A 20,595-nucleotide genomic window follows, 5' to 3' on the forward strand; every position below is an offset into this window, starting at 1 on the left:
CTATGCCCGAAGAAGTTCATCCCCCATCAATTCGCGATCGCTTGAAGCCAAAGTCCTTGCGCCCATCAGTATTCTGGCGAATTTCTGAAGATATTCCACCAAAGCTTAATTTGATACTGGTAATAGCTTCGATTTTGGCTCCGCTATGCGTGTGGTGGTTAATGACAGCATTTGGTGGCATCGATCCGACTTTCTTACCATCACCGCAGCAGGTGATAGCTGCAGGGGAGAGGTTGTGGGCTTCGGGCGATCTACAGAAAGATACGATTGCGAGTCTATGGAGAGTAGGTGTAGGATTTCTACTATCATGCCTCATCTCAATTCCAATTGGTCTATTCATGGGCAGTTTTCGCAGTATCCGCGCTTTGCTAGAGCCTTTGTTTGGATTGATGCGATACATGCCCGCCCCAGCGTTTATTCCCCTATTGATTCTCTATCAGGGAATAGGAGAAGAACCCAAAATTACTTTAATCTTTATTGGCACATTTTTCTTTAATGCCTTGATGGTAATGGATACGGTGAAATTTGTGCCAAAGGAATTAATCGAAGCCACGTACATGCTGGGGGGCAATCGCCTTGCCACAGTAATGCAGGTTATCTTTCCTCATGTGGTGCCAGGGATTTTGGATGCCTGTCGCATTAACCTGGCAGCAGCTTGGCAGTTGGTAATTGTAGCAGAATTAGTAGCTGCAACTGAGGGATTAGGGCGACGTATTAGCGTTGCCGGACGCTTTCTCAGAACTGATGAGATTTTTGTTGGCATTATCGTAATTGGACTGATTGGTTTGGTATTCGATCTGTTGTTTCAGTATATTTTGCGATTGACTTGTCAATGGGCCAGTCCCGAACGATGACAATATCAATTGGTGCAATGTCGCTTTGTATTTTCAGCTATGCAGGTGATAGTAAAACATGTTTCTCCAAGTCAACAATCTGAGCAAGCGATTTCAGACCCGAAACGGCGATCTACTAGTACTCAAGGACATTAACTTTGCGATTTCTCAAGGCGAATTTGTCTGCGCTGTAGGTGCTTCAGGTTCTGGTAAATCAACTCTCCTGCGCCAAATTGCTGGTTTGGATCGCCCTAGCCAGGGGGAGGTACGCATTGATGGGCAGTGCGTTACGGGGCCGGGTTCAGATCGTGGTATGGTGTTTCAACACTACACGCTGTATCCCTGGATGACCGTGCAGGAAAATGTGGAATTCGGATTGAAATTGCAGGGGATTGCCAAATTAGAACGCCGGAAGCAGGCCAGCTATTATCTCAGCGTGGTGGGGCTGACGAAATTTGCGAAGGCGCTTCCTAGGGAATTATCCGGTGGGATGAAGCAAAGGGTTGCGATCGCGCGAGCACTAGCTTCCGAACCCAAAATTTTACTTATGGATGAACCCTTTGGCGCGTTGGATGTCTATACCAAAGAAGCCATGCATGAATTTATGCTAGACCTATGGCAGCGCACGCAAATTACAGTATTTACGATCACCCATGATGTTGAAGAAGCAGTATTTCTGGCGAATCGCATTTTCGCCTTGAGCGCTCGTCCTGGCACGATTAGTAAGGAACTCAGAATAGATCTACCTCACCGTACCAGCGATATTAAACGGCATCACCGCTTTTATGATTACCGTGATGAGTTAATGAATTTGCTGCGACAACACGGACAAGAAGCGGCAATCCTGGCTTAAAACTTCTAGCCCCTTTGCTGAAGCACTATAGCAATCCGAAATGATTTGTGAAAATTAGTTAGCAGAGATCGGCGGTCATCAGTCCGCAAAGAAATTTTATAGCCATGGACAGATCTGTTATGACAGTGGGTGTGGGGGCTGCGCCCCCACGCAGGGGTGAAACCCCTGCACCCCGTCCTAAGCCTGTTGGCTATAGCTATAAAATTCAGATAGGAGTGCTTCAGAATCAGTAGTATTTTCGATAGGTTTGCACTCCACCCCACCGCCCGTAAGGGCTGGGACTTATGGGCTGATAAGCGAGAGTTTCAAGCCAGTCAACGATCTCAGCTTCCGTTTCGCCACAGTATCTAGCACCAGTTTTCGGATCGTAGCCCTGCCAAATAGTACCACCAGTCGCAAGAACAGTTTGCTCGATATATGGCAATTTTTCCTTAAATAGACGGTTTTGCAGCTTTCCAAATAAACTCGTAACGACCTGGATAAGAGAGTTGCGATCGCGAGATGGAGCTGACACTACAAAAGTTTGGATGACCTTTTGTTCCTTTTGTAGCAGCGCCACCAATGGTAAATTTTGCTCGGCTTTCGCTTTCGCTAACCGAGCCTCTAATGAAGTTGTAATATTCATTTGACGGCGCTGCCAATATCGAATCCCAGAACCCTTTCGATCCTCTAAGGTGCGATTCATGATGTTAGCACTCCATTCCATTAGTTCATCTGTAGATATGGACTAATTTTACTGTATCTAAAACTACAAAATCGATATTTTCTGTTAAATTATTGCTTGAATATCAAGAGACGTTAACATAAAGCTAAAGGGCTTGCATGAAATAAGATAGCTGCGATGTGTTAGGCGTTAACCGCAACGCATCCTACGATTGGGACATTAGCAAATCTCTTAGCTAAGTATTGTGAGTGGCTAGCTCTGCGGCTTTTTGCTGCATTTTATGGAACACGTTCATAAAGCCATTGGCGCGCGAGGGCGTGAGGCTCACTGATAACCCCGTATCCTGAATAAAATCAGCGGACAATGCTTGGATCTCAGTTGGGGTTAGCCCATTCATGCCAGCCGCCAATAAGCCCACAAATCCCTTGCTAATCAGCGCATCGGAGTCGCCGCTAAAAACTACACTGCCTTCAGGGCTTAAAGTGGCCGTGACATATACCTGAGATACACAGCCTGGGACTTTATTCTCGGCAACCTTATATTCGGGAGGAAAAGCCTTGAGTTTCTGGCCGTACAAAATTAATTGTTCGTAACGTTGTTTTGGGTCGGACAACCTTTGAAAGCGCTTGACAATGCGCTCCAGTGATTCTGGCAGTTGAGTTGAGGTTAACGGCATGATAGCTAGGTTTGACAGACGATGTAGATGCCAACACTTTTAGTCTAGCTTGAGTTACCCCAAGGTGGCGGTAAAAAATTTAGCTAATTTGGCTATCGAATTCACGCACTACAAGTTAGTTATGTTAGACTTGTAAAGGTCTTTTTTTTAGAAAGCAGTGCCTAAACTCAAAACACGTAGTGCTGCCGCGAAGCGGTTTAAGGTTACTGGTAGCGGTAAGCTAATGCGCCGACGCGCCATGAAGAATCACCTTTTAGAGCATAAACCAACTAGTCGCAAAAGCAAATTGTCCAAAATAGCTGCTGTAGACGAGAGAGATGTCGATAGAGTCAAGGGCATGATGCCTTACATCTAAATTCTGAAGCAAGCATCACCTAAGCAGGTATTACCAAATAGCATACTGACATGACAAGAGTAAAACGCGGTAATGTAGCCAGAAAGCGCCGCAAGAAAATCCTGAAACTAGCCAAGGGCTTCCGTGGCTCCCACTCGAAGCTGTTTCGCACTGCTAACCAGCAGGTGATGAAGGCACTAAGAAACGCCTACCGCGATCGCCGTAAGAAAAAACGCGATTTTCGCCGTTTGTGGATAGCACGCATCAATGCTGCGGCTCGCCTGCAAGGCATCACCTACAGCAAGTTAGCAGGTCAGCTTAAGAAAGCAGATATCGAACTCAATCGCAAAATGCTGGCGCAACTAGCCATCCTCGATCCAGATGCGTTCGAGCGGGTAGTCGAAGTTGCTAAAGCTGCCAAGTAGTTATTGCGCTCAATTACATTTTTTTCATAAGGGGTAGGCATTAACGTCTACCCTTTATGCTTTATTTTCTTGCTTTGGGACATGGCAAACTCGCTACCAAAACTAAGACCTGCGCTCCTGACGTGCTTTCTCATCTGCTTGGTTGGTAGTGTGACGATCGCGCGCATGCCCACCGCTCCTACCCTAGCATCGGACTGGCTCGCCATTCAAAAGCGAGGTCGTTTGATTGTAGGTGTCAAGGACAACTTGCCGCCCATGGGCTTTCGAGATCCAACTGGTAATTTAACAGGGTTTGAGATTGATATTGCCAGAGAGTTAGCCAAAGAGCTACTGGGCAGCGAGAATCTGGTGGAATTAGTGCCATTACAGAATCGCGATCGCCTCTCCGCCATCTGGTCAGATCGAGTCGATCTGGTCGTAGCGCATCTCACCGTCACCCGCAATCGCTCGCGCTTAATCGACTTTACCGTCCCCTACTATACCGACAGCACTGCCGTAATTGTCAGACGAGGTTCTAAAAGCGATCTATTTAGTCAAAAGAGCGCGATCGCAGTAATCAAAGGATCGAGCACGATCGCCGTACTGCAATACCTTGTTCCCCAGGCACAACTGATTGGCGTAAACTCCTACCAGGCTGGTTTAGCAGCTTTACAAGCAGATAAAGTGCAGGCTTTTGCTGGTGATAGTAGCGCTCTGGTGCAATGGCTAAAAGCACATCCCGACTTTGAGCGCGTCAAAGGCCTGACATCATCCCACAGCTTAGCGATCGCCCTGCCGCGAGGACTGCAATACGAAGATCTCCGCGCTAAAGTACTACAGGCGGTGGAAAAATGGCGTAAAAATGGCTGGCTGCGCGAACGGGCTAGCTACTGGGGACTGCCGTAAACCTCTACCTGTTTGTGCGGGCGATCGCGCCACCATTGGAAAGAAACCAGGTTCAATAGTAACCCGATCGCAAACAACAACACCATGATGGCAATTTGGTACCAGAAAATCTTGGGAAGCAAGAGATCGGCAACCAGATGAATCAAGTTGAGAACGCTATACACAACTGTCATGCCAAAATGGATTGCTCTAAAGCGCCTCAGATCGGTAAAAACTGTTCCAACGATCGCCAGCATTGGCAATGTAAAAAATACCAACATTCCCCACAAAACGGGCGCAATTTCATCGATATTTTGAGCTTTTACGGATTCGGTAACGCTTAACCCGTGAAATAGTGGCATCAAACCCAAGTCAGTATGAAAGATCGTTCCCAGTAGAAATACAGTCCACAGAGCGGTAATTTTTGCCTGGTAGTTTGCAGACATGGCGTTAATATCCCTCATATGCTATTTCCAGCTATTCCCATCATAGCTAATAGCTTGTAAATCCCAATGCTCAAGTCAGTCAGGATGAAGTTTAACCATTTCCTCACAATTTCCTCAAAACTTTCTTCTATTCTTTAAGGTAGACTGACAGCGATCGCAAAAAGATCTGCGCGTGTCTGTATAGCTATCTAGTCCTGACAGCATAGGCAATACAGACTAAAGCGAGATCTAATGCAATCTTCGATAGACTTGAACTGTATCGAGATATCAACTTAATGAAACAAAAAACGATTATTTGCTCGCATGATTTATACGAGATCTTAATAAAGGTGTATACTACGGATAAAAGGGAAGCTTACGATTTAGAACCTTTTTAGGCTGAGTATTCTTCTCTACTCAAGAATTTATTTAAACAAAGTAGTTGCCATACAGATAAATGCAGCGATTGACTTTCCAATCTCAATGGTGTGAGTGGGGAACCAGGCAGGCAGTTAATGGCTTTAGGTTATTTACCCATTGAGCTTAGGCAATTCCGAGCGATAGAGAATTTTTAAGTTGCTATAATGCACGCGGAGTAAGCATATAGGAGATGGTTGACATGTCGAAGACAATCGTTAATTTAACAATGCCAGTAATTATTGAGGAAATTGAAAATATCCTTGATAGCTACGAGCATCATCCTTACAAAGAAGCTTTCAAAATTCCCGATCTGTATCAGGAATTAGTAGCCTATGTATTGAGTCGAGTACGTAGCCGCTATGCCGTCGCGGAGGAATCTGAAAGGGCACAAATAACCTCAAGAGCAAGACTAGTGCCCTTAGAGGAAAAACTCCACATAGAATCTGTGATTTATGATGGAATTCAGCATGTCTTTGACATAATTTGGAAGACTGACCAGCACATTAGTATCAAAAGAAATCAACCTCTCACTGCTGCTGTAAGAGCGTAAGGTTTTATACCGCATTTCTTCAAACCCTCCAGGTTACGCAAGCTCCAGTTAATTCCCCCCCTTGTCTACAATTTTGCCCCAACCCTATAGCATCATTTACGATGGCAACTGCAATCTTTGTGTTAGCCTTGTGCGCGTGTTAGAAGAGCTAGACAAAGGTAAACTGTTCTCCTACAAGCCGATGCAGGATTTGGAGGTATTACAAGATTTTAATATTACTGCCCAAGATTGCGAAATGGGGATGCTCTTGATCGATAGTCGAAATCCTGAAAATCGCTGGCAAGGAAGCGATGCCGCTGAAGAAATTGGGCGTTTATTGCCTTTAGGTAGCATTTTTATCTCGACTTACCGTGCCTTACCTGGGGTTAAATGGATTGGCGATCGCGCCTATGACCAGATTAGAGATAATCGTTACGTACTTTTTGGCAGACGTTCCAGTACCTACCATTCTACTTATCCCATCGGCTGCGCGTCGCTAGGATCTTGCGACTCCAATATTCCTTGAAACTACTCCTTAAAACTCAGTGAGTCCAGTAGAAGGCTACCGGACTCACGCAGAAATATAAATCACTAACTAACTTACTAGAGGTTTTAGCTGACTTCTTACAGTATATCGACTTCCTTGTCTATATTTCTCACTAACTTGAGCAGTTTATCTGTCTTTAACTTCAGCAACTAATTCGCATCAATTAATCCTTGGCAATTCAGTCTATATCGATTTATCAAGGTTGCCCTACCTAGATTAAAATCTTGCTACTTCTTCTACCTCTCTACTAGGTTAACGGTAGTCACATCGTCGGGTGTAGCAGGGTTAATAATCTAGAGAATCTCCAACTATCAAGAGATTAAGATCGATTAACGGAACAAGCGTACTGTAATTAATAGAACTAGACAATTTGTGTAAAAAGACGACAAGCTTAGTTTAGCCTGTAAGTGGTTCAGGGAAGGAGGCACCGCCCTTAAACCTTCGTTCCTTTTGTGCCTGTAATTAGAATAGACAAACCATCCTGGAAAGACAAGTTCATTTAATATAAATTCATAACTCAAATTTTTGAATTCTACCAAACTGCCTATGCCCCGCCCAGCACCTAAGTTTACAGTTAATCTAGCCGGAGGTTCGGTTGCGATCGCCTTTTCCCTAGAAGCAGCAAATATACTCAAAGCTCAAATTGCTCAACTAATGGAAAGCTTGCGCCAGGTGGCAAGTAAGGCAATGCCAGATTCGTCTGGCGGCAAAAACAAGCCGGTACGCCACCCCAACATGGAGTATCAGCATACTGGGGAGGTATTCCTAGAAATCTTTTGCAATCCCAACCTCTATGCCTCTCCCTTTGCCGCAAAAGTAGGTATTACCCTGAGAGACGATCGGATTCGGCTGGTGACAGAAGCTCAACTCAGTCAACTTATTGACGATGTGAACAAATACATTGAGGATATGGCTCAATACTTAGAGATTAATACTTAGAGATTAATACTTAGAGATTAGTACTTATACGTAGATACGCGATGTGTAACTTTCCCCATTGCCCTCACCCTAAATCCATCTCCCAGAGCGGGAGAGGGACTTCGATCGATTCTGACTCCCCTTCTCCCAAGGTTAGGAGAAGGGGCTGGGGATGAGGGAGTAATTTAGTTGCACATCGCGCACTTATAGTAGATATTAATGCCGACTGGGTATAACTTAAGCTAGATTATTTGCAGTTTTGTCATCCGCATCGCTAACCAATTTCCCTAGTAGCACAAAACATGTCTTTTTTTCGCCAATACATTGCACCTTTGATTATCTTTGCGATCTTTTTGTTTACCCTGATTTTGGTAAGCTCGCGCGCTTTTATCCCCAACGATATGATGACCCCTGCTCCTGTTGGTGCAATACTCTCTATCCTGTTCTTTAGACTGCTATAGCATGAGTGAATCGACCTGGCAACGCAGGCATGTCATTTCGCTGGCCGATTTTACCGTGCCTGACTACGAACTCGTGCTGCAAACTGCCCTAAGTTTTACGGAGGTGCTGTCGCGCCGCAATAAAAAAGTGCCGACACTTCAAGGTAAAGTAGTAGCCAATTTGTTTTTCGAGTCTTCAACCCGCACTCGTAATAGCTTTGAGTTAGCAGCAAAGCGGCTCTCCGCCGACACGCTGAATTTTGCCCCCGGTACGTCATCGCTTTCTAAGGGAGAGACGATCCTGGATACAGCGCGCACCTTTCTGGCGATGGGGACGGATATTATGGTAATTCGGCATCAGGCAGCCGGAGTACCAAGCCAAATTGCCCTTGATATGGATCGTTTAGGTGGCCGTGTGGCAGTGTTAAATGCTGGTGATGGCAAACACGAACATCCTACTCAGGCGCTCCTGGATTTATTTACACTGTGTTCTCACATAAATCCTGCTGCACCCAGTGCTAAGGACATCAAAGGTAAAAAGGTGGCGATCGCAGGAGACATTCTGCACTCCAGGGTGGCACGTTCTAATCTGTACAGCCTGGTCACAAATGGTGCTGACGTACATTTGGCCGCACCTCCTACACTTTTGCCTGAGGAATTTGCTGAATATGGTGTTACTGTTCATCACCAGCTCGCACCAGCACTAGAAGATGCTGATTTTGTCATGACTCTACGCCTGCAAACCGAACGCATGAGCCAGCATTTGATTCCCAGCCTGCGCGAATATTACGCGCAGTTTGGTATTACGCGCGATCGCTTAGCCAGATGCGCGCCCCAGGTTCAGGTACTACATCCAGGGCCTGTAAATCGCGGTGTAGAGATTAGTTCAGATCTTATGGACGATCCGCGCCTCAGCTTAATTGAGAAGCAAGTTACCAATGGTGTGGCTGTTCGGATGAGCTTGTTATATCTCATGGGCACTTTGATGGGTAGTGCAGCTTAGCTTGACTCTGCGTATGATTAGTCTCGTTTAGCTAACGCCGATCGATAAGCAAGATTTGAGCTAAGGCAGAAGGAACCCCAACGCAGATTTAACTTGTTTTAGCGTTTCAAAGGCGATCGCACCTGCTTTTTCCCGTCCTGCTTTTAGCACCCGATCCAGGTAGCCCTTTTCATTTACAACCTCATAATATTTAGTTTGAATTGGCTGCAAGCTGTTAATTACTGTTTCGGCAAGCAAAGGTTTAAAATCTCCCCAGCCACGCATATCAGCACATTCCGCTTGCACTGCTTCCTTAGTCTTACCGCTGAGGATCGCGTACAGGGAAAGTAGGTTATGACATTCCGGGCGATCGGGATTGTCAAATTCTAGTTCTCGAATCGTATCGGTTTTGCAGCGTTTGATTTTCTTAGCGATCGTATCGGCATCGTCGAGCAGGTGAATGCGGCTCATCTCTGATGGATCGGACTTGGACATCTTGCTCGTGCCATCGGTTAAACTCATTACCCGCGCCCCTTCCTTACGGATCAAAGGCTCGGGTAGTTTGAGAATGGGTACATCTCTGTCGCTGCCAAATTGGTCGTTAAACCTCACGACAATATCGCGCGTGAGTTCCAGGTGTTGTTTTTGATCTTCACCTACGGGTACGAGATCGGCTTGATAGAGCAAGATATCTGATGCCATCAGAACGGGATAGTCTAATAAGCCTGCATTTACGTTTTCACCCTGCTTGATTGCTTTCTCCTTAAACTGGATCATGCGTTCGAGCCAGTTTAGCGGTGTTATGCAATTAAGCAGCCAGGTCAACTCGGCATGGGCAGAAATATGTGACTGCACGAATATGGTTGACTGCTGAGGATCGATCCCACAGGCAATGTAGAGTGCTGCCGTGCGTCGGGTATGCTCGGCTAACTCGTTAGGGTTATGAGGAGCCGTAAGTGCATGGAGATCGACCACACAAAAGAAATTTTCGTAGTTGACCTGGTTCTCTACCCAATTACGAATAGCACCTAAGTAGTTACCGATGTGGAGATTTCCGGTTGGTTGAACGCCGGATAATATTCGTTGTTTTGGCATTAGATTATTCGTAAAAAATCTGGAATTTACTGAATTAGCACAGGTATTAATTTTCGCCTACAACCAAATAAAAGATTTTTGGATATAAGCTATGTTAAACTCTATTACAATAGATAATAATCTATGTTTTTAATACCAATGCACGAAGCGATCGCCGTTTCGTGCTATACGTAAATTTAATTAAGAAACCCCTCCTCAACGCTATGACAAGTACCCAACATAAAGAAGAAACAATGCGCGGTAAGAATAAGTCCACAGACAAAAGTTTTGAAGCCATGCGCCATTTTTCGGAAACCTATGCCAAGCGCACGGATACGTTCTTTTGTTCGGATCAAAAAATTACCAACGCTGTGATTGAGGGTTTGGCAAAGCATAAAGATGAGTTGGGTGCTCCCTTATGTCCCTGTCGCTTCTACGAAGACAAGGAAGCAGAAGTAAAGTCTGCCTACTGGAACTGCCCCTGCGTTCCCATGCGCGAACGTAAGGAGTGCCATTGTATGCTATTTCTCACACCAGAGAATCCATTTGCAGGAGACAAGCAGGAATTAGAGATTACAGATGTTACCTACGACGACTAGGGATAGGGAAATTTCATGACAGTAATTGCGGTAATTGATTACGATATGGGCAACCTGCACTCAGCTTGTAAAGGTCTGGAATTCGCTGGTGCCACAACTGTAGTTACCGATGAACCAGAACAGCTAGAGGCAGCAGATGCAATTGTACTGCCTGGTGTAGGTGCTTTCGATCCGGCGATGCAACACATCCGTGCCAGACATCTAGAGAAGCCAATTAAAGCCGCGATCGCATCTGGCAAGCCATTTCTAGGTATCTGTTTAGGTATGCAGATCCTGTTTGATGGCAGCGAAGAGGGACAAGAGCCAGGTTTGGGGGTCGTGCCAGGTATAGTCAAGCGTTTCTACAGGGAGCCTGGGATCGCGATCCCACACATGGGGTGGAACCAGCTAGAATTGACACAGCCTCACTGCCCGCTTTGGCTAGAACTGAGCGAGGCTCCGTGGGTGTATTTCGTACATTCGTACTATGCAGCACCGGAACAATCCACGGTTATAGCAGCAACGACAACACATGGCAGTCAAACAGCAACTGTGGCGATCGCGCAGGATAACCTGATGGCGGTGCAGTTTCACCCAGAAAAATCTGCAACTGATGGGCTGCAAATTCTCACGAATTTCGTCAAGTTGGTTGATGCACGTCTGACAAGCATGTGTGGGGTTTAGGAAATATTTGAATATGCAAACTAGGCAAACTACTATGTTGAAGAAATTAGCTTACTGTTCCTGCTGCGTAGCGATCGCTCTTACCTGCGTACCTGCACTGACAGATCCAGATCCTGCCTCTGCCCAGCAAAACGCAGGGATTATCCTGTGGGGTAGTGCCAAGGATAAAGCTCTGGACTACGTTTTAGACTACGGACGCTCTAACCAAATTGACCGCTACTATCTGGACATTCCGGCACAAAAAGTTGCCGTTTCAGAGATTCTGGTTACCTATCCCGAAAGCTATACCGGTGAGTTCGATGGAGAAAGCATCGATCTACGTGTCAACAACCGCAACGTACCAACACAATCCGTTAAGTGGGACAAAGACAGTCGCGTCATCGAAGTAGTTTTAAAAGAACCAGTACCTGCTAATAAGCCAATGAAGCTCGTACTTTCTAACGTCCGCAATCCTAGATTTGGTGGTTTATTCCAATTTGATGGCCGTGTCAGGGGAACTAACGATTTGCCCATGATGCGCTATATTGGCTCCTGGGTAATTGGTCTAGATTAGCTCGTTAACACATAGTTACAAATCTAGCCAACGTGGCTAAATAAGGTGTATTGTAAGAAGCAATCATGTCTTTATACATTAATTTTAAGGAATACATATATGGGTTTATCAGAATTTCAAATTCTTAGCGCCTTAGTCATCGCTTTGTTCCCTCTCGTTATGACAGTTATGCTGGGTTCAGCTCTGTACAACTCTTAGGCGATCGTGCTAAATATCTAGCACTTAGCATAACGAGGTGAGCGATGATTGCCAGACGTGAAGTTGAATTTACTCCCGATTTGCCCCGTTCCAAACGGTACAGGCAGTATATGTCTCCGCCTGGGGCTGAGTCCGCAGCTTATCGCGAGTCTGCAGAACAGAGTAGCGCGTCTGGCATACCATCTCGCCGCGCCGAGCAAGTCTTAGACTTCGATCGCACTTTGAAAAATTTTGGCTCAGAATCAGTCTCTGAAGTAGTAAAACAAAAACAACGCCGCCAGAGCGAGCAACGCTTTAGAACGAGAGGAATAGAGGCTTTACTCGTCATCGCTGTTAGTACGGCTTTTTCCAGCGCTGCTGTGATGGCTTTGGCTCGACTAGTTCCCTATCAAACCGCCCAGCGCGATCGCCTCGATGAAATAACCGCTGAAGTTCAAGTAACCGAACAGCGGGTAGAATCTCTTCGAACTCAGTTCCCTAAAATGTTTAACTCGGGCAAGTCCAAAGATGCACTGATGCGGCAATATGGGTTTGTCAAACCAAATCAGGTTCCCATTAAAATTTTGGATACGGATCCCTCTAGTAATACTACCCCTAGCAACAAGAGCAGCCGTCCCTAGGTAGGAATTGCGTGAAAATAAAATACCCACTGTTACGGCTAATGCCTAACGTGCTACGGCTTTTGGGCATTATTTGGCTGCAAGTTCCTAAATAAGGGCAATGCCTACCCTAAATGCGATATTTCTGCATATAGCGGTTTTCACTTGAGAATGGGTTTTATTGACGGGGTGAAGGGGTTCCACACGGCAGTGGCTCTAGCGGGAAACCCCCAAGACCGCCCTGCCTCCCCTTCTTGGGGGCAACGCCCCCAAACCCCCTGCTCTTTCCGATCTGAAAACCGCTATATTTCCATTGGAAATATGCAGAAACGAGGAAGGAAGGATTTATGGGACTTATGGCAGGCTATATTCTTCGGCCAGCAGGCGGCTAAAATGGTCGAATGGAACGGGTGGACTAATCAAATACCCCTGGATCTCGTCGCAGTCATTCTGGCTTAGGAATTCCATCTCTGTATGGGTTTCCACGCCTTCCGCTACAACCTTCAAACCCATTTTGTGTGCCATTTGGATAATTGAAGATGTAATTGCTTGATTTTTGATATCGGTGTCGACATCGCGGACGAAACAGCGATCGATTTTGAGAATATCGAATGGTAATTGCTTGAGGTAAGAAAAGGAAGAATACCCTACACCAAAGTCATCAATTGATATCTGTAGTCCCAATAATTTCAGAGCGGAAAGCTTGGCGATGCTGGATTCTACATCGCGAACGATAATGCTCTCAGTTAATTCCAGCTCTAAGTACTGTGGCTCCAGATCGACTTCTTCCAGAATTTGGACAATAGTTGTATTGAGGTTTGGATGCTGAAACTGCCGCCCTGAGAGATTGACTGCTATTTTCAACTGCGGGCAATTAGCAGTCTGTTGCTTGAGCATATCTTGCCATCGTTTGATATCTTGGCAAGCAGTAGTCATTACCCACTCACCTATTGCCAAAATATCGCCACTTTCTTCAGCTAGGGGAATAAACTTAATTGGTGAGATCGTGCCGTGTTTAGAATGTTGCCAACGCAACAAAGCTTCTGCCCCCACAATTTTACCCGTTTGCAGATTAACCTGCGGTTGGTAGTAAACCTGAAACTCGTTGCGAGCTAGAGCGTGATGGAGATCGGCTTGCAACTCTATTTGTTCGGAAAGACCGATGTTTAAGTTGGGAATATAAAACTCATAGCAACTCCCGCCTTGTTGCTTGGCATGGATCATGGCGATATTGGCATTTTTAAGTAATGCATTAATGTCATCTCCATCTTGGGGATATGTGGCAATGCCAATGCTGGCAGTAACGCACACTTCTTGACCCTCGATCGCAAATGGTCGAGAAAGCGCCCTCAGGATCTGACTGGCTAATTTGCTGGCTTTCCCCTTGGTATCCGTGCCAGTCAAAACGATCGCAAATTCATCCGCGTCCAGGCGGGAGATAATATGCTCTGGCTCGACGCATGATATCAGGCGTTCCGCGACAGATCTGAGCAAATAGTCGCCAGATGCTTCCCCTAAGGCATCATTGACGCGTTTGAAGCGATCCAGATCGATGGACATAACGGGCACTATGCCGTTATGTTTCGTTGCCTGTTCGGCAATGATGTTATCTAGTCTTTCTCGTAGAGCAAGTCGATTTGGTAGTTCTGTTAATGGGTCGAAATAAAGTAAATAGTCAACCTTTCTCTGGGTTTCCTCAATAGTACTGCTGTAGTAGCTTTTAATCGTTGCCCATTTATCGATCTGCGTATTAACTGCTTCTAGTAACTCTGCCTGCCCAATGGGCTTGACCAGATAGTCAACAGCACCTAGTTTCATCCCCTGACGCATATCTACTTTGCTAGATTTAGCGGTGAGAAACATGAAGGGAATGATAGCAACTTCGGGATCGCGTCTTAGGGTTGCGAGTACGCTATAGCCGTCCAATCTAGGCATCATGACATCGCAAATAATCAGATCGGGTTTGTGTTTTTTGGCTTGCTGGATACCCACTAAACCGTCTTCAGCGCCGATCGCTTCAAAGTCAGCGCAGTTCAGTACTTCAATGATGTCTTCTCGAATTGTTGAGTCATCTTCAATTACTAGAATTTTAGTCACTCATCTTACCCCCGCATATTTTCTGTACCGCAATTCATATCATGTTACCCTTACTACGCTTGGAGGTAGGTAGATACTACGACTCTTAACTACACAATGATGGATGAGGTCAAGCAGTTTTCATTAAGCCTTAAACTTTTTCCACCTGTAAATTTTTCATTGATATGCTCTATGTACGGGCAGGGGCAGGTTTGGATAGAAGTTATTGACTTTTACCAATAGTGCTTGGGCAAAACCTGCCCCTACACCAGTTGCTTGCCTCCGATAGCGCTCGTACAAAAACTGCCCCTACGTCAATAGATTTTTTACAGTAACAACTTTTTTATTATAGGTAACATTGCCAGCACACTAGATTGAGAGTTGGTTTTCTTACTATACCCACTACATAGCTTTTAGATTACAACCCAGCGATCGCAAGCGCTAAAAGCTACTAGCTTTTAGCTTTTTTTAGCTCTGCTATGATGTCCAAACTGCGAGAAGTACCGATGCGAGTAGCTCCTGCTTCAATGAGAGCGATCGCTTGTTCTAAGGTACGAATGCCACCTGATGCTTTAATCCCAACTTTACCGCGACTGACAGATTTTAATAGTCGAATTTGCTCGACTGTAGCACCTCCCGACCAACCCGTACTGGTCTTGAGAAAGGCTGCACCCGCATCTATGCACACTTCGGCTGCTAAGCTTTGCTCGTCGGGAGTCAGTAAGTTCATCTCTAAAATAGCTTTGACTGGCTTGCCAGTAGCCTCGCAAATTTTCGCCAGTTCGCGATGAAGGGCATCCGTCGCGCCAGACTTAACATAGCCAAGGTTAATGACGACATCCAGCTCGGCGGCACCATTTTCTACAGCCTCTTCAGCCTCATATAACTTGGTGGAAGACGTAGTAGCTCCACTAGGAAATCCGATTACGGTACAAACCTTTGGTTTCTTGTCGTGCAGCCGCTCTGCTACCCGACGCACGTAACAAGGATAAATACATACACTAGCAAACCCATAGCGATCCGCCGCATCGCAGGCACTGTCAATGCGATCGCCCGTAGCAGTAGGATCGAGAATCGTATGGTCGATATACGGTGCTGGGTCGAGATCTAACATGCAACCCCCAACCCCTATTTCACCAGGCCCGATCGCAAAGCTCTGACGGCTGCTTGGGTGCGATCGTCGGCACACAGTTTATTAAGAATGTTGCGGACGTGGGTTTTGACGGTGCCGACAGTTATATAAAGCCGCTCGGCAATTTCGGCATTGCTGTAGCCATTGACAATTTCAGCCAGTACCTCAAGCTCCCGTTCTGTGAGAGGGGTGGCTTCCAGAATTTGCTTGTACTCTGGCTCCGATGCTTCAATCTCGACTGTGGCAGTAGCATCGGGTTTGCGAACCTGGGTCAGCACGATTCTGGCGATCGCGGGGTCGATCCAGGCACTACCCTCGGCTGTAAGGGTGATGGCTTGCAGTAAATTATCAGAGCTAATATCTTTGATGCAGTAAGAATCGGCACCAGCGGCGAAGGCAGCCAGCACCGCCTCCTGATTATCGGTAAGCGTCAAAATCAAGACTTTGGGGGCAGCGCCGGAAGCAAATGTCAGAGCTTTGACCTGTCTGGTCACCTCCACGCCATCAATATCTGGCAAGCCTAAATCAACGATTACCACATCAGGTTCCTGCGATTCCACCAGAGCAACCCCAGTTGCCCCCGTTGCCGCTTCTCCGGCTAGAGAGATGTTAGCTGCTTGTTGTAAAGTCATCTTCATGCCTACACGAGTTAGGTCATGATCTTCGATTAGGACGACACGAATTGGACTCATGGTAAAAACCGCCGAACAATAAACGTACCAATAATATAGCTGGCTCAGGACGGGGTGCAGGGGTTTCACCCCACCCCCTTCTATAACCGATCTATCTACGGTTATAGAAGGGATAGGCTATGACCTCTAAGTTAATCTACCCGCCCATATAAAACAGGATCGCATACAAAGGGGCGAGTAGATCGAAAAAGTGGTATTTCCCGATCTATCCTGAAAAGGTGCCTGAGATAGCCAGGTTGCCCAAATGAGTTCAAGATATGGATTTTTTCTCCAAACTAAATGCTGCGATCGCCCGCAATCAGAGCCTAATGTGCGTGGGCTTAGAACCAAATCCCGAAGTAATGCCGCCACAGTTTAGCGATCGTGGCGGTACCTATAATGCCAAGGTCGCTGTTAATCAGCTATGGGAATGGATGCAGTTTATTATCGACCAAACCGCATCGGTGGTTTGCGCGTATAAGCCCACCCTTGGGTTTTACCTAGCATTGGGCAGTGCGGGCTTAGAACTATTAGAGAAAACTTTAAATGCTGTTCCAGCCGAGATTCCAGTTATTCTTGATGCCAAACATGGCGATCTTAACAGCAGCTCGATCTTGGCAAATACTGCGTTTACACAATGGCAGGTTGATGCAATTACCATTACTCCCTACGCAGGGCAAGACTTAGCCGCTCGCTTCCTCGTATACCCCAATAAAGCCATTTTTGTGCAATGTCATACTGCTAACTCCACGGCCAAGGATATTCAGTCCTATCCCAATCCTCAAGCTCCGTTATATCTAGAAATGGTCAAGCAATGTCAAAACTGGGGTAGTGCAGAGCAACTAGCTTTAGAAGTGGGTGCTAGCGATCCTGATGCCCTCGCCCGCATTCGCGCCATCGCTCCCGAAAGACTCATTTTGATACGCAGCCTGTGGGCTAGTAATAATTTAGATGGCATTCTGGCAGCGGGTCTGAATCCTAATGGTGAAGGGCTGCTCGTTCCGGTCGATCAAGATATTTTGCATAGCGATCGCCCTGGTGAAATAGTGCGATCGCTATCGCAAAAAATTAATCAGTGTAGGGAACGACTTGTCGAGCGACAACCGACTTGCACCCTATGGATACCTGACGTGTGCTTGCTAGAGCAGCACCCACACATGGATTTGATATTGCAACTCTACGACATTGGCTGCATTATGTTTGGCAACTACGTGCAAGCATCTGGTGCCGTTTTTCCCTACTACATCGATCTGCGCAAAATTATTTCTAATCCACAGGTATTTAGTCAGGTTTTACTTGCCTATGCCAGTATCTTGCAGGATTTGACTTTCGATCGCATTGCTGGCATTCCCTACGGCTCGCTACCAACCGCAACGGGTTTAGCACTGCACCTTAATCGTCCCCTGATTTTTCCGCGTAAAGAGGTGAAGGCGCATGGCGCGAGGCGGGCGATCGAAGGTAATTTTCAAGCAGGAGAAACCATCGCTGTCGTAGACGATATCCTGATTACAGGCAAAAGCGTGATGGAAGGAGCAGAAAAGCTCAAGAGCAACGGTCTTAAGGTGCGAGATATTGTGGTATTAATCGACCACGAGCATGGGGTCAGAGATAAACTAGCCCAAAATGGCTACCAAGGTCATGCCGTATTCAAAATTTCGGAGATTACACGAACCTTACACCAAGCTGGCCGCATTAACGACGAGCAACTGGCCACATTCAATCAAAGCTAATTGTTAATTATTAATTGTTAATTGCTAACCCATATGCATTTGTGGCTGGAGGCAGTAGGATGATAACCAACAAAATTTTCCCTGCATATAATGTAGGGTAATTAACGTTAGTCCTACGCTCAACCCGCGCAACCGATGTATAAAAAAGCCTTACTGTTTCTGCTTGCCACATCTATAACCGCAGTTGCCCCTTTTAGTAAATCGACTGCGATCGCCGCTAATTCAGAAACTGCACCAACTGAACTGGTAAATGCAATTAACAGCCTTGATGCTGCTGCTAGTAAAAAAGATATCAATGCCGTGATGCAATTTTATGCCCCTAACTTCGCACATGGCGATGGATTAACTAAGCAGAAGCTGCGCGACTCGCTAGAAGGCTTGTGGAAGCGCTACAACGACATCAAATACAGCACGAAGGTTACTAAGTGGGAGCGCAAAGGCAATACCTACACGGTTGAGACCCTGACTCAGATCCAGGGGACTAAGCCAGGGAGTGAGGGAGAATACAAGCTAGATGCTCAACTAGTTTCAACCCAGATATACCAAGCTAATGGTGGCAATTTACAAATTTCGCGTCAAGATATTCAGTCAGAGAAGAGTTTTCTCACTTCGGGAGAAAAACCACCTAAAGTTGAGTTGCGTATGCCAGATAAAATTGGCGTAGGCAGACAATATTCCCTCGATGCGGTAATTCCCGAACCATTGGGCAATAGCTTGTTATTAGGTACAATTATCGAGGAAGAAGTCTCTCCACAAAACTACCTCAAAGATTCCACAATTGAGTTGGAACCACTCAGGGCAGGCGGCGTATTTAAAATCGGTCAAGCTCCCTATACAACTGGCGATCGCTGGATTTCTGTAGTATTGATCCAGGAAACTGGCATTACAATTTCAAGTCAAAGATTGCGAGTCAGCAAGGATGTAGTAGGCAATCAGTACAAATCGCTACCAGAAGCCTTAACAACTCCCAGTCGCGTGCGTCCTGACCCCAACTTCCAACAAACACTTTAAGGAGTGCCTGCCCTCAACCAATCGGGGCAACCACAGGGGGATTGTCCCTACAATTATCGGTATATTTTTTCATGGCAATCTTCTGAGAAATCCTTACAAAAAGGATTTCTTAGAAGAAATGGGGGGTTAATGAATTTGGAGCTAATCGAATTAGTCAAGACTGTCTTTGACAAGACGACAAGCGTTACAACACCACCCATGACTCTACGTGCAGGTAATGCATTAGATAGCTACGACTTGCCTTCAGCATACGATCGACAATTAGACAAACCTACTGATGAATATCTTCAACAGTTTGCATATTGGGGACTTGCCTATTTAGATCCAATTTCTTGGCATTATTATTTACCATTTTTGATTTCCTATTCTCTGCGAAACAGGACTAAGGATGCACCACTTGAGTCCGTTCTCGTTGTTGAAGCAACGCTATTTTCAATGCGTCCTCCAGACAGAGAGCCATCAAGATTTTCACTATTAACCACACAACAAGAAGAAGTTATTACTCAGTTTTTAGAGATCTTGGCATTTGAAGAAGATTCCAATTTTCAAGACTATGGAATGCAGGTTCTTGAAGAATATTGGCTGCCAGGGGCAATATACCGCAAGTATAGCCGCAGACAGACCTGTTAGGACAGGGGGTGTGGGAGTTTTGCCCTACGCAGGCGTGAAACCCCTGCACCCCGTCCTAAGTCTAGCGGCGACAGCTATCTCATTCAGGTGGTTAGTTCCTTGTTTCTAAGTTAGAGATTCTTTGGCAGCTCTTTCTGCGCTCAGTTGATTCAGGAGCGATAGTACTTTCACCCCGCGTTCAAACGAGCGATCCTCTTGAAAAAGTATCTCCGGCGCGCGCCGCAAGGACAAGCGCTGGCCAATTTCACGTCTCACAAAGCCTGTTGCCGCCTCAAGTCCCTCCATTGTCTCGGTTCTGGCTTCTTCCGTACCATAAATACTCACGAAGATGCGGGCATGTTGCAGATCGCCCGAAACAACCACTTCGGTAACGCTGACCATGCCAGCACCAACGCGATCGTCTTTGATTTCATGCAGCAACATGTTACTAACTTCGCGCTTAATTAGTTCTGCAACCCGTGCCACTCTGCGACTGGTAGCCATAATTTATTCCTCGATACTCCACAAATATAGCAGTAAGCGATCGGGTTTGCGATTGGGGTGTTGTGGCTATCACCTGCCTATGCTCCTTACCTGCTCTCACGCAGGAGTGGGATCCCCCCTACCTCGGCCTACACCGAATTTGTGATGCTATAGCCGTAGACAGATCTGTTAGGACAGGGGGTGTGGGGGCTGCGCCCCCACGCAGGGGTTCCACCCCTGCACCCCGTCCTAAGCCTATTGGCTATAGCTATACATATTGCTTGGGC

The 20,595-nt window shown here is 46.2% G+C and carries 25 protein-coding genes; 17 read left to right on the forward strand and 8 right to left on the reverse strand.

The window, feature by feature from the left end:
- Positions 1-2: 2 nt before the first annotated feature.
- Both PSE6802_RS0119290 and PSE6802_RS0119295 read left to right on the forward strand, forming a co-directional pair.
- The gene (locus PSE6802_RS0119290; protein ID WP_019501683.1) at positions 3-854 is read left to right on the forward strand and encodes an ABC transporter permease; all 852 of its coding nucleotides are present in this window, start codon (positions 3-5) and stop codon (positions 852-854) included.
- Between the two features lie 58 nt (positions 855-912).
- Positions 913-1,686 (forward strand): ABC transporter ATP-binding protein, encoded by a 774-nt coding sequence (locus PSE6802_RS0119295; protein ID WP_019501684.1) that lies wholly within the window; start codon positions 913-915, stop codon positions 1,684-1,686.
- 226 nt (positions 1,687-1,912) lie between these two features.
- Here the strand turns inward: PSE6802_RS0119295 and PSE6802_RS0119300 are convergent, their stop codons facing one another.
- Positions 1,913-2,371 carry a hypothetical protein gene (locus PSE6802_RS0119300; protein WP_019501685.1) on the reverse strand — a complete coding sequence of 153 codons (459 nt, stop codon included), beginning with the start codon at positions 2,369-2,371 and terminating at the stop codon, positions 1,913-1,915.
- 214 nt (positions 2,372-2,585) lie between these two features.
- The gene (locus tag PSE6802_RS0119305; RefSeq protein WP_019501686.1) at positions 2,586-3,026 is read right to left on the reverse strand and encodes a SufE family protein; all 441 of its coding nucleotides are present in this window, start codon (positions 3,024-3,026) and stop codon (positions 2,586-2,588) included.
- A gap of 157 nt (positions 3,027-3,183) precedes the next feature.
- Between PSE6802_RS0119305 and rpmI the strand changes: the two genes are divergently transcribed.
- The 3 genes from rpmI to PSE6802_RS0119320 all read left to right on the forward strand — a co-directional run bounded on the left by rpmI (position 3,184) and on the right by PSE6802_RS0119320 (position 4,670).
- Complete coding sequence (gene rpmI, locus PSE6802_RS0119310) at positions 3,184-3,381, forward strand: 50S ribosomal protein L35 (RefSeq protein WP_026103412.1); 198 nt, start codon at positions 3,184-3,186, stop codon at positions 3,379-3,381.
- 50 nt (positions 3,382-3,431) lie between these two features.
- Positions 3,432-3,785, forward strand: a complete 354-nt coding sequence (gene rplT / locus PSE6802_RS0119315; RefSeq protein WP_019501687.1) for a 50S ribosomal protein L20 — start codon at positions 3,432-3,434, stop codon at positions 3,783-3,785.
- A gap of 81 nt (positions 3,786-3,866) precedes the next feature.
- Entirely contained in the window at positions 3,867-4,670 is an 804-nt protein-coding gene (locus PSE6802_RS0119320; protein WP_019501688.1) for a transporter substrate-binding domain-containing protein, read from the forward strand.
- Here the strand turns inward: PSE6802_RS0119320 and PSE6802_RS0119325 are convergent.
- Positions 4,652-5,095 carry a hypothetical protein gene (locus PSE6802_RS0119325; protein WP_026103413.1) on the reverse strand — a complete coding sequence of 148 codons (444 nt, stop codon included), beginning with the start codon at positions 5,093-5,095 and terminating at the stop codon, positions 4,652-4,654. The genes PSE6802_RS0119320 and PSE6802_RS0119325 overlap by 19 nt on opposite strands.
- A 598-nt stretch (positions 5,096-5,693) precedes the next feature.
- Here PSE6802_RS0119325 and PSE6802_RS0119330 point away from each other — a divergent pair.
- From PSE6802_RS0119330 to PSE6802_RS0119350, 4 genes are all read left to right on the forward strand, one after another.
- On the forward strand, positions 5,694-6,044 hold the full coding sequence (locus PSE6802_RS0119330; protein WP_026103414.1) for a late competence development ComFB family protein: 351 nt from the start codon (positions 5,694-5,696) through the stop codon (positions 6,042-6,044).
- Positions 6,045-6,105: 61 nt separating this feature from the next.
- Positions 6,106-6,549, forward strand: coding sequence for a thiol-disulfide oxidoreductase DCC family protein (locus PSE6802_RS0119335; RefSeq protein WP_019501691.1), 444 nt, complete (start codon positions 6,106-6,108; stop codon positions 6,547-6,549).
- A gap of 567 nt (positions 6,550-7,116) precedes the next feature.
- Complete coding sequence (locus PSE6802_RS0119340; protein ID WP_019501692.1) at positions 7,117-7,509, forward strand: hypothetical protein; 393 nt, start codon at positions 7,117-7,119, stop codon at positions 7,507-7,509.
- A 441-nt stretch (positions 7,510-7,950) separates the two neighbouring features.
- Positions 7,951-8,931, forward strand: coding sequence for an aspartate carbamoyltransferase catalytic subunit (locus PSE6802_RS0119350; RefSeq protein ID WP_019501694.1), 981 nt, complete (start codon positions 7,951-7,953; stop codon positions 8,929-8,931).
- 60 nt (positions 8,932-8,991) lie between these two features.
- Here the strand turns inward: PSE6802_RS0119350 and trpS are convergent, their stop codons facing one another.
- Positions 8,992-10,005 (reverse strand): tryptophan--tRNA ligase, encoded by a 1,014-nt coding sequence (gene trpS, locus PSE6802_RS0119355; RefSeq protein WP_019501695.1) that lies wholly within the window; start codon positions 10,003-10,005, stop codon positions 8,992-8,994.
- Between the two features lie 203 nt (positions 10,006-10,208).
- Between trpS and PSE6802_RS0119360 the strand changes: the two genes are divergently transcribed.
- From PSE6802_RS0119360 to PSE6802_RS31340, 5 genes are all read left to right on the forward strand, one after another.
- A complete protein-coding gene (locus PSE6802_RS0119360) occupies positions 10,209-10,583 on the forward strand; it encodes a ferredoxin-thioredoxin reductase catalytic domain-containing protein (protein ID WP_193372420.1) in 375 nt (124 codons plus the stop codon).
- 15 nt (positions 10,584-10,598) lie between these two features.
- On the forward strand, positions 10,599-11,246 hold the full coding sequence (gene hisH / locus PSE6802_RS0119365; RefSeq protein ID WP_019501697.1) for an imidazole glycerol phosphate synthase subunit HisH: 648 nt from the start codon (positions 10,599-10,601) through the stop codon (positions 11,244-11,246).
- Positions 11,247-11,280: 34 nt separating this feature from the next.
- Entirely contained in the window at positions 11,281-11,799 is a 519-nt protein-coding gene (locus PSE6802_RS0119370; RefSeq protein WP_156815593.1) for a DUF2808 domain-containing protein, read from the forward strand.
- Positions 11,800-11,898: 99 nt separating this feature from the next.
- On the forward strand, positions 11,899-11,997 hold the full coding sequence (locus PSE6802_RS32155; protein ID WP_071592310.1) for a photosystem I reaction center subunit XII: 99 nt from the start codon (positions 11,899-11,901) through the stop codon (positions 11,995-11,997).
- Between the two features lie 44 nt (positions 11,998-12,041).
- A complete protein-coding gene (locus PSE6802_RS31340) occupies positions 12,042-12,617 on the forward strand; it encodes a slr1601 family putative cell division protein (protein WP_019501699.1) in 576 nt (191 codons plus the stop codon).
- Positions 12,618-12,950: 333 nt separating this feature from the next.
- On the opposite strand, the gene PSE6802_RS0119380 is transcribed toward PSE6802_RS31340, so the two are convergent.
- The 3 genes from PSE6802_RS0119380 to PSE6802_RS0119390 form a co-directional block, all read right to left on the reverse strand.
- A complete protein-coding gene (locus tag PSE6802_RS0119380) occupies positions 12,951-14,693 on the reverse strand; it encodes an EAL domain-containing response regulator (protein WP_019501700.1) in 1,743 nt (580 codons plus the stop codon).
- Positions 14,694-15,123: 430 nt separating this feature from the next.
- Positions 15,124-15,786, reverse strand: a complete 663-nt coding sequence (gene deoC, locus PSE6802_RS0119385) for a deoxyribose-phosphate aldolase (protein WP_019501701.1) — start codon at positions 15,784-15,786, stop codon at positions 15,124-15,126.
- Positions 15,787-15,800: 14 nt separating this feature from the next.
- Positions 15,801-16,496 carry a response regulator gene (locus tag PSE6802_RS0119390; protein ID WP_026103416.1) on the reverse strand — a complete coding sequence of 232 codons (696 nt, stop codon included), beginning with the start codon at positions 16,494-16,496 and terminating at the stop codon, positions 15,801-15,803.
- Positions 16,497-16,753: 257 nt separating this feature from the next.
- Here PSE6802_RS0119390 and PSE6802_RS0119395 point away from each other — a divergent pair, with 257 nt between their 5' ends.
- The 3 genes from PSE6802_RS0119395 to PSE6802_RS0119405 all read left to right on the forward strand — a co-directional run bounded on the left by PSE6802_RS0119395 (position 16,754) and on the right by PSE6802_RS0119405 (position 19,846).
- A complete protein-coding gene (locus PSE6802_RS0119395; RefSeq protein WP_019501703.1) occupies positions 16,754-18,205 on the forward strand; it encodes a bifunctional orotidine-5'-phosphate decarboxylase/orotate phosphoribosyltransferase in 1,452 nt (483 codons plus the stop codon).
- 135 nt (positions 18,206-18,340) lie between these two features.
- Positions 18,341-19,216, forward strand: coding sequence for a Cif family virulence factor (locus tag PSE6802_RS0119400; RefSeq protein WP_019501704.1), 876 nt, complete (start codon positions 18,341-18,343; stop codon positions 19,214-19,216).
- A 3-nt stretch (positions 19,217-19,219) separates the two neighbouring features.
- A complete protein-coding gene (locus PSE6802_RS0119405; RefSeq protein ID WP_202950713.1) occupies positions 19,220-19,846 on the forward strand; it encodes a DUF6714 family protein in 627 nt (208 codons plus the stop codon).
- A 105-nt stretch (positions 19,847-19,951) separates the two neighbouring features.
- Here the strand turns inward: PSE6802_RS0119405 and rbfA are convergent, their stop codons facing one another.
- Positions 19,952-20,329: a 30S ribosome-binding factor RbfA gene (rbfA, locus tag PSE6802_RS0119410; protein WP_019501706.1), complete on the reverse strand. Its 378-nt coding sequence runs from the start codon at positions 20,327-20,329 to the stop codon at positions 19,952-19,954.
- Positions 20,330-20,595 lie beyond the last annotated feature (266 nt).

This window comes from Pseudanabaena sp. PCC 6802, from assembly GCF_000332175.1.
In the GTDB taxonomy this organism is placed as follows: Bacteria; Cyanobacteriota; Cyanobacteriia; order Pseudanabaenales; family Pseudanabaenaceae; genus PCC-6802.

What these genes read in the sequence shown, in the direction of transcription:
- hisH (WP_019501697.1), top strand. Translation starts at nt 10,599, where the DNA reads ATGACAGTAATTGCGGTAATTGATTACGATATGGGCAACCTGCACTCA.
- PSE6802_RS0119330 (WP_026103414.1), top strand. Translation starts at nt 5,694, where the DNA reads ATGTCGAAGACAATCGTTAATTTAACAATGCCAGTAATTATTGAGGAA.
- PSE6802_RS0119300 (WP_019501685.1), bottom strand. Translation starts at nt 2,371, where the DNA reads ATGAATCGCACCTTAGAGGATCGAAAGGGTTCTGGGATTCGATATTGG.
- trpS (WP_019501695.1), bottom strand. Translation starts at nt 10,005, where the DNA reads ATGCCAAAACAACGAATATTATCCGGCGTTCAACCAACCGGAAATCTC.
- PSE6802_RS0119290 (WP_019501683.1), top strand. Translation starts at nt 3, where the DNA reads ATGCCCGAAGAAGTTCATCCCCCATCAATTCGCGATCGCTTGAAGCCA.
- PSE6802_RS0119395 (WP_019501703.1), top strand. Translation starts at nt 16,754, where the DNA reads ATGGATTTTTTCTCCAAACTAAATGCTGCGATCGCCCGCAATCAGAGC.
- PSE6802_RS0119305 (WP_019501686.1), bottom strand. Translation starts at nt 3,026, where the DNA reads ATGCCGTTAACCTCAACTCAACTGCCAGAATCACTGGAGCGCATTGTC.
- PSE6802_RS0119340 (WP_019501692.1), top strand. Translation starts at nt 7,117, where the DNA reads ATGCCCCGCCCAGCACCTAAGTTTACAGTTAATCTAGCCGGAGGTTCG.
- rplT (WP_019501687.1), top strand. Translation starts at nt 3,432, where the DNA reads ATGACAAGAGTAAAACGCGGTAATGTAGCCAGAAAGCGCCGCAAGAAA.
- PSE6802_RS0119350 (WP_019501694.1), top strand. Translation starts at nt 7,951, where the DNA reads ATGAGTGAATCGACCTGGCAACGCAGGCATGTCATTTCGCTGGCCGAT.
- PSE6802_RS32155 (WP_071592310.1), top strand. Translation starts at nt 11,899, where the DNA reads ATGGGTTTATCAGAATTTCAAATTCTTAGCGCCTTAGTCATCGCTTTG.
- PSE6802_RS0119370 (WP_156815593.1), top strand. Translation starts at nt 11,281, where the DNA reads ATGTTGAAGAAATTAGCTTACTGTTCCTGCTGCGTAGCGATCGCTCTT.
- PSE6802_RS0119390 (WP_026103416.1), bottom strand. Translation starts at nt 16,496, where the DNA reads ATGAGTCCAATTCGTGTCGTCCTAATCGAAGATCATGACCTAACTCGT.
- PSE6802_RS0119400 (WP_019501704.1), top strand. Translation starts at nt 18,341, where the DNA reads ATGTATAAAAAAGCCTTACTGTTTCTGCTTGCCACATCTATAACCGCA.
- PSE6802_RS0119325 (WP_026103413.1), bottom strand. Translation starts at nt 5,095, where the DNA reads ATGTCTGCAAACTACCAGGCAAAAATTACCGCTCTGTGGACTGTATTT.
- PSE6802_RS0119320 (WP_019501688.1), top strand. Translation starts at nt 3,867, where the DNA reads ATGGCAAACTCGCTACCAAAACTAAGACCTGCGCTCCTGACGTGCTTT.
- PSE6802_RS31340 (WP_019501699.1), top strand. Translation starts at nt 12,042, where the DNA reads ATGATTGCCAGACGTGAAGTTGAATTTACTCCCGATTTGCCCCGTTCC.
- deoC (WP_019501701.1), bottom strand. Translation starts at nt 15,786, where the DNA reads ATGTTAGATCTCGACCCAGCACCGTATATCGACCATACGATTCTCGAT.
- PSE6802_RS0119360 (WP_193372420.1), top strand. Translation starts at nt 10,209, where the DNA reads ATGACAAGTACCCAACATAAAGAAGAAACAATGCGCGGTAAGAATAAG.
- rbfA (WP_019501706.1), bottom strand. Translation starts at nt 20,329, where the DNA reads ATGGCTACCAGTCGCAGAGTGGCACGGGTTGCAGAACTAATTAAGCGC.
- PSE6802_RS0119295 (WP_019501684.1), top strand. Translation starts at nt 913, where the DNA reads ATGTTTCTCCAAGTCAACAATCTGAGCAAGCGATTTCAGACCCGAAAC.